Below are 7,344 nucleotides of genomic sequence, written 5' to 3'. Positions count from 1 at the left end.
CATCGGACTATTTCCGGTTTTCTAGCAGGCATATTTTCATCTTTATGTGCTTATCAACTCTGTCAGAAGAATAAGCCAAAAATTCATGTCGTTAGAAATTTAGCTTATCCGTAACTAGGGTTAAATAAGAATTAAATTGTCTGGGTGTGCAGTCATCAGCTGGAAAGACCGGAAATCTGGTGATGACTTTACTGGTAAGGGATCGGACTTTTGTTATGGCCTGTAGAACTTTTTCTTTATTGATTCAAAGATTTATCAGGAAACGATTCACAGGATAAATGTTTATCCATTTTAGAGATTAAGTCTTATAAGTTTTAAAGGAATAAACCTTGAGGTCTATTCCTTGTGCTGAATTTAACCCTTTTTCATTTGGCTAAAATCAAAACGGTCAATCAGCAAAATTCCAATCGAGAAGACCAGACCGAGTGCAACACAGCCAATCCACCCAAAGTGTTCCCATGCATATACTGCACCCAGCGAACCCAAAGCTGCACCCGAAAAATAGATGGTCATATAGACTGCATTAATCCGTGAACGTGCTTTCAGGTCAATCCGGTAAACCAGATTTTGGTTTAGGACATGAAAGGCGGTGAGGCCAAAATAACTCATCAAAACCCCAAGCGCATAAACCCAAATATTCTGCTGGGCAAAGAACAGGGGAATACATGAAAACAGCATCAGAAAAATACACAGTTTTGCGACCAGATTTTCCTTGCCTTGCCCCACGGTTTTGCCCGACCAGCTCGATGAATAAATCCCGATAACACCGAGCAAGCCAAACAGGCCAATTTCAAAATCACTAAAGTAGTAAGGCGCATTGCCTAGGACAAAGGTCATCGAGGTAAAGACCATCGACAAGATGCCAAAGCCCAAAGCACCGGCACAGGCACGACGGATTAAATGTGGATTGTTTCGGGCAAGTGTAAACAGTGAACGGTAAATACTGCTGATGGTTAAGCCGGTTTGAGGTTGAGTATTCGGTAATTTTTTCCACATCACAACAGCAAACAGCAGGGTGATCACGCCACTGGATAAATACACAGCTTCCCAGGACCAGTATGTTGAGACAAAACCGGCAAAGGTCCGTGACAGTATAATCCCCATCACCAAACCGCTCATGAGTTTTCCAACCGTTGCAGCACTGGATTCTGGTGGACTAATGGTTGAGGCAAAAGGAATCAGAACCTGAGCGGAAATTGCCCCAAAGGTGGCACACAGGGTGAAAAGGTATAAGGTGCTGAGGGTGGTGCTCAATGACAGCAGAATTTGCGATATGGCAGCAAATACCATCAAACTGACCACAAGTTTACGTTTATTCAGGAAGTCGCCTAAAGGAACCAACAGCATTAAGCCAAGCACATAACCAATTTGGGCAAGCACGACGGTTAAGCCAGCCTGACTGGTGCTAATTTTCAAACTCTTTTCAATCGAATAAATCAGCGGCTGATTAAAATAAGCCGAACCGGCACATAAACCGCAGGCGATTGCCATAAGCAATACAAATTGTGATGACAAAGGGCTGACAGTTTCAGGTTTTGGCAAAGACATGATCAGGACTCAAACAACGCTGCATGCACTATAAGGAGAGATGTTCAGATTCTGAAATAAGTAAAATCAATCATGTGATCATTAATTTATATCAACGGTTGGAAAATAATTGCTTGGCAAAAAGATCGGACAACATCAGCTTTTTGATTGATGTTTATAAAATAAGGCTGAATTCAGTCATCTTCATGCAGTGCTGAATAAATATATTCGAGAAATTCTTTAAAATATGGCAGAATATGGGGTTTTAAAGTTTTTAGAGGATTGGCAGCATGCGCTTTGTTGATGAAGCAGTCATTACCGTAGAGGCTGGCGACGGTGGCAATGGCGTAGCCAGTTTTCGCCGTGAAAAGTTCGTACCATTTGGTGGTCCAGATGGTGGTGACGGTGGCCGTGGCGGTAGTATTTATATTCAGGCCGACGACGACACCAGCACCCTAGTAGATTATCGTTATACACGTAAATTCCGTGCAGAACGTGCAAAAAATGGTCGCGGTGCAAACTGTGCAGGCCGCGGCGGTGAAGACACCGTATTACTGGTTCCGGTTGGAACCACCATTGTAGATACAGAATCTGGCGATATCATCGGTGACCTGGTCGCTGATGGTCAGCGTGTATTGGTTGCAGCAGGCGGTGAAGGTGGTTTAGGGAATACTCACTTCAAATCTTCGACCAACCGTTCACCACGTAAATGTACTCACGGTGCCAAAGGTGAATTCCGTGAAGTGCGTCTAGAACTTAAAGTATTGGCGGATGTTGGCTTGCTCGGGATGCCTAACGCAGGTAAATCGACCTTTATTCGTGCGGTTTCTGCTGCAAAACCAAAAGTTGCAGACTATCCATTTACCACCATGGTGCCGAATCTGGGTGTGGTAGATGCCGACCGTCACCGTTCATTTGTGATGGCCGATATTCCTGGACTGATTGAAGGTGCATCTGAAGGTGCGGGTCTGGGTATTCGTTTCCTTAAGCATCTGGCCCGTACCCGTATTTTGTTGCACATTGTCGATGTACAGCCTATTGACGGTTCAGATCCGGCACACAATGCCAAAGCAATTTTGAATGAGTTAAAAAAATTCTCTCCAACACTTGCTAAATTGCCAGTGGTACTGGTGCTGAACAAGGTTGACCAACTTGACGAAGATACGCGTGAAGAATGGTGTAAGCATCTTCTTGAGGAAATGCAATGGACAGGTCCGGTATTCAAAACTTCAGGCCTCATGTCTGAAGGGACTAAAGAAGTTGTGTATTACCTCATGGATGAAATCGAGAAACAACGTGAACTCGAAGCTGAAGATCCAGAATACGCAGCACAATTAAAAGCGTTCCGTGACCAGCTTGAAGCTGAAACACGTGAACAAACCATCGCAGCGAAAGAAGCGTATCGTGAGATGCGTCGTCAACAGCGTCTTGCCGGTATTCTAGGTGACGACGATGATGATGAAGACGGTGATGATGGTGAAATGGAAGTGTACTACGTACGTTAAGCTCTGCAATAAGAGTAACTGAGGACAAGATGATAGAAGTGGTAGATGGGCAACGTCAGCTCAAGGCTTGTAAACGAATCGTTGTTAAAATCGGATCATCTTTACTCACAGCAAACGGAACAGGGTTAGATCTGGATGCAATTTCGCATTGGGCGAAACAGATTGCAGATCTGCACAATGCAGGACATGAGATTATTCTGGTGTCTTCCGGTGCTGTGGCTGAAGGTATGGTGCGAATGAAACTTGAGAATCGACCCACCGATCTACCCAGTCTTCAGGCTTGTGCTGCTATTGGTCAAATGGGGCTGATTCAAACCTGGTCGAGTGTTCTGGAAAATCATTCCATTCAAACGGCGCAGGTTTTACTGACTCATGATGACCTGGCAGACCGCCGTCGCTATCTCAATTCATGTGATGCCCTGCAGCACCTGATTGACTGGCGTGTGATTCCAGTGATCAATGAAAATGACACGGTTTCTACCGATGAAATCCGCTTTGGTGATAACGACACACTGGCAGCCATGGTCGCAGGTCAGGTGCATGCAGATTTGCTGATTATCTTGACCGATCAGCAAGGCATGTTTGACTCCGATCCACGTTCTAATCCGAATGCCATACTGTTCCATACTGTGCGTGCTTTGGATGAAAGCCTGTTTGATATGGCCGGTGGTGGCGGTAAATTTGGTCGTGGCGGTATGCTGACCAAAGTCCGTGCTGCACGTCTGGCAGCAAAATCGGGTTGTCCAACCCTGATTGCCAGTGGTGAAAGTGATAATGTCTTGGCGCGTTTAATGTCGGGTGAATTGTTAGGTACTTTGTTTATTACGGATAATGACCGTATTACCGCACATCAGCAATGGTTGGCGGCACATCTACAAACGGCTGGCCGTCTGGTTCTTGATGATGGTGCAGTCAAAGCGATTAAAGACAATCACCGCAGTTTGTTACCTGTAGGGGTCAAAGCAGTGGAAGGTCACTTTGAGCGTGGTGATGTGGTGGAGTGTGTAGACCAAGAGGGTCATCGCATTGCTGTCGGCCGTGTCAACTTCAGTTCGCGTTCTGCGGAAATTGTCAAAGGGCTGGCATCGGATAAAGTACATCAGGTTTTAGGCGAAGCACGTTCACTAGAGATGATCCATCGTAATCATATGGCGATTTATTAGTTTTTTAACCTGTTGTTTTTATTGGTTTAATTTTAAATTTAAAGCTATCTAGCTACCAATTTAGCTACTTGGTGATTGAAAAGCCCACTTTTATAAGTGGGCTTTTTATATTAGGAGTATCGTAACGTGTGCCGGCATTTGTTTGGTCTAGGAGGATTGAACGATAGGGGGGCGACGGATCGATCATTGCTATAATCGCTGTGAGTAATTAGATAACTATTACACGGTGTATTAATGAGCAAGCATTCATTTGTACCGTCTTGAATGCAATAAATTACCTCATTTGGTGTTTGCTGTTGCTGAACGATGTTACCTGACAGTTCAGCCTGCTCGATTAAATTCGCAACTTCCTCGAGTTTTAATAGCATAATTTTCATCGTTGTCCCGTAAGGATTTAAAAGGGACTCTTACTTTATGTCATAAAGTAAGATAAGCGCGCACTGACTACGTTTAAAATGTGAGCTTTTAATCCTACTTATTGAATCAACCGCTTGTTTTTAGATCAATAAAAAAACGGCGCATATTGCGCCGTGTCTTTAGTCGATAAAATTAAATATCCAATTTTGGCAACGTCTTCACAATCTTTATGGTTTCAAGGCTGACCGTGATCACACGTAAGAACAACTCAAGCGGGTAGCCGAGATTGCGAGTAAATACCTCAAGAAAGGCGGAAAGGTTTATATAGAGGGCAGCTTACGTACAAGAAAGTGGAAAGACCAAAGCGGTGCAGATCGGGAAGTGACAGAGATTCGAGCTGATGAGCTACAATTGCTTTAATCGAAGCTCCCTAAATATGGGGAGCTTTTTTATTGGCTGAGTGGTCATTATCACCATACAGATTCAACCATCATGGAAATCGTGATAACCGAATGAGTAGCTTTAGACAGCTTTAGATCGGTGCAGTCTAATTAGACAAAACGCAATTTTGCGTTTACCTGTAAAAACAACAAATTATATTCACCTGGCATGAATGCTCAATTTTGAGCTTTGCTTTGATAACAATAAGTTGAATGCACCCTACTGGATTTCAAATCCGAAAGGGTGGCATTTGAAATGCTACCCATCTAAGGCATGATGACAATTAAAATCCATGCAAAAAAAAGCCCACTACAGGAAAGACAACGTGGGCTTATAAACAATTAGCCATGGAGTAGGCAATTGAGAAACTACAGCAGTTTCTGTTGATTATTTTGTACACTATTCAAATAATATTCAGTGGCGAAATATATCAAAAATTCAAATAATGTTAATTAAATCAAATTGTTAGATAAACTTAATTAATAGTTTACTTAAATTAAAATTTATACCAAATAGCTAAACCTAGTCATAAGTTAGTTATTTTTAGCTATACAACATACCTTTAATTTACCTTGACAGCACCCCACCAAAAAGCACCATAAAAACAATGTCAAAGCCTTACTATATAAGCATTACAGCCATTTTATTAAAACTGCATTTCGTCAAGCTACGTCAAGCAAAACAAATCAATTTCGTGTCTCTACGTGTCGCAAAATCTTGTACGACAAGCCTTTTGTATTTGTTGGACAAGGTACTCATAAAAACACCTATAAAAATGCACTCAAAGCCAAGCTATGCAAAGGGTACGGCGGTTTAGTATGGCTTTGATTCTGTCAAACTACGTCAAACAAGAAATGCGGTTTTGTCATGCTACGTCATGCTAAATTTTGCTTTACAGGGTACTTGTAAGAAATGCCACCTATGCCGATTACAGCAAGGCATACAGCGATTTAATAACTTTGATTTCGTACAGCTACGTACAGCAAAACGGCCTTAAATTATTCTCTACGGCGTTTAATTAATTTCCTTGATGGACACCAGTAGAAAGACCATCAAAACACCTTAAAAGCTATATGTAGAAAGGTTTACCACTATTTTGAGGAAATCCCACTCCGTCAAAGTACATCAAAGAAAGACCCCCTATTTTGTATAGCTACGTAAAGAATTTCTTGTTTTACAGCACCACATTAAAAAGTCCATTAAAACCATACTCAAATATAGGTACAGCAAGGTTTACGCCGTTTTAAACGACTACCTATCTTGTATGACTACGTATAACAAATTTCAGGTTTTATCAGGTTTAAACCTTATCAATTCTTAACAGTGCAGCAGAAAAACATGCCGTAATGGTGCCGTAATGAAAGTGAGGTTTTGTGAGGTTCAAAGCGTTTGAGCAGTCCGAAAAACTAACATTTACTAACATGTGCAGCGTTTTAAATAACAGGTTTTGACAGGTTATCAATGTCAAGTTTTGACAAGTCCGAGCAGTAAGTGAAAAGTAGTATTTTGCAGTAATCCAAACCATAACAATTGATAACAGCATGGCATTTTTGAATATTAGGTTTTATTAGGTTTTGTATTTTTAAAACTGAAGTTTTCTGAAGTAGGACAGCGCAAAATTGCGTTGGCTAACCTGAGTTTTCCGTAGTAGTGATGAACTACGAAACTTTCGTACAGTCATACAGTGTGGGTATGGTCAAAATGACCACGCCATAAAAAGCGATGCTCAAAAGTGAGCAACGGTATTCAGCCAACGAAAAAATACGCTCGTTAAACTGAACCGAACCACAAAGGATAGGATTCTAAATCTAATCCCACCTGAGCCACAAAAAAGAAGAGCAGCGAAAAAACACAGCAAACCGCTATACCATCAGGCAATAATTAAGAAAACGCGCGGGCGCGAGATAGGGCCGAATATGGTTAATAGGTCGGTCGTTTACTGAATGGGTCGATACCTTCAAATATTCCCTTATACCGATACAGGATTTCCGCTATCGGTCACAGTGAGTAAAAAAATAATTTATCACTCAATAAGAGGGAGTATAGAACACGATAAGAGGTTAAATGGGAGGTTAAATATTTAATACTTATAAAATAGTATAATTAAAACAGTTGTTTACATACTTTATATATCGCAATCATATGGCGATTTACTAAGTTTTATAGATTCAAAAAAATCCCGCTTTAGAGCGGGATTTTTTATATATTTTTTAATTACTTATTTAATTAACCTGAGTTCGACGAAATCTGCTTAGCCTTTTAGCATATTTTGGAAAGTTGGCTTATTGGGATTCAAACAATAAGCCACTACAGCAGCCATGATATTCACCATGAAGTTATTTACCGAACGA

3 protein-coding genes and 3 pseudogenes are annotated in these 7,344 nt (G+C 41.4%); 4 read left to right on the top strand and 2 right to left on the bottom strand.

The genetic code is table 11. The features are described from left to right. Window positions 1–114: pseudogene (locus FTU91_RS14960) on the top strand (IS982 family transposase); the annotation flags it as partial. 240 nt (window positions 115–354) lie between these two features. Here FTU91_RS14960 and FTU91_RS14955 read toward each other — a convergent pair. Beyond that, window positions 355–1,548, bottom strand: a complete 1,194-nt coding sequence (locus FTU91_RS14955; protein WP_180082748.1) for an MFS transporter — start codon at window positions 1,546–1,548, stop codon at window positions 355–357. A 269-nt stretch (window positions 1,549–1,817) separates the two neighbouring features. Here FTU91_RS14955 and cgtA point away from each other — a divergent pair, with 269 nt between their 5' ends. The 3 genes and pseudogenes from cgtA to ssb all read left to right on the top strand — a co-directional run. Next, the gene (cgtA, locus tag FTU91_RS14950; RefSeq protein ID WP_180082747.1) at window positions 1,818–3,032 is read left to right on the top strand and encodes an Obg family GTPase CgtA; all 1,215 of its coding nucleotides are present in this window, start codon (window positions 1,818–1,820) and stop codon (window positions 3,030–3,032) included. 29 nt (window positions 3,033–3,061) lie between these two features. Continuing rightward, window positions 3,062–4,195, top strand: coding sequence for a glutamate 5-kinase (gene proB / locus FTU91_RS14945; RefSeq protein WP_180082745.1), 1,134 nt, complete (start codon window positions 3,062–3,064; stop codon window positions 4,193–4,195). A 630-nt stretch (window positions 4,196–4,825) separates the two neighbouring features. Then, window positions 4,826–4,972: pseudogene (ssb, locus tag FTU91_RS14940) on the top strand (single-stranded DNA-binding protein); the annotation flags it as partial. A 2,272-nt stretch (window positions 4,973–7,244) separates the two neighbouring features. Here ssb and FTU91_RS14935 read toward each other — a convergent pair. Continuing rightward, a pseudogene (locus tag FTU91_RS14935) lies at window positions 7,245–7,344 on the bottom strand (IS982 family transposase); the annotation flags it as partial.

Origin of the sequence: Acinetobacter sp. YH12201 (assembly GCF_013418145.1) — a bacterium.
Lineage (GTDB): Bacteria > Pseudomonadota > Gammaproteobacteria > Pseudomonadales > Moraxellaceae > Acinetobacter.
The sequence above is the reverse complement of the archived record's forward strand: the minus strand, read 5'-3'. Positions and strand labels throughout refer to the sequence as shown.

What these genes read in the sequence shown, in the direction of transcription:
- FTU91_RS14955 (WP_180082748.1), bottom strand. Translation starts at nt 1,548, where the DNA reads ATGTCTTTGCCAAAACCTGAAACTGTCAGCCCTTTGTCATCACAATTT.
- cgtA (WP_180082747.1), top strand. Translation starts at nt 1,818, where the DNA reads ATGCGCTTTGTTGATGAAGCAGTCATTACCGTAGAGGCTGGCGACGGT.
- proB (WP_180082745.1), top strand. Translation starts at nt 3,062, where the DNA reads ATGATAGAAGTGGTAGATGGGCAACGTCAGCTCAAGGCTTGTAAACGA.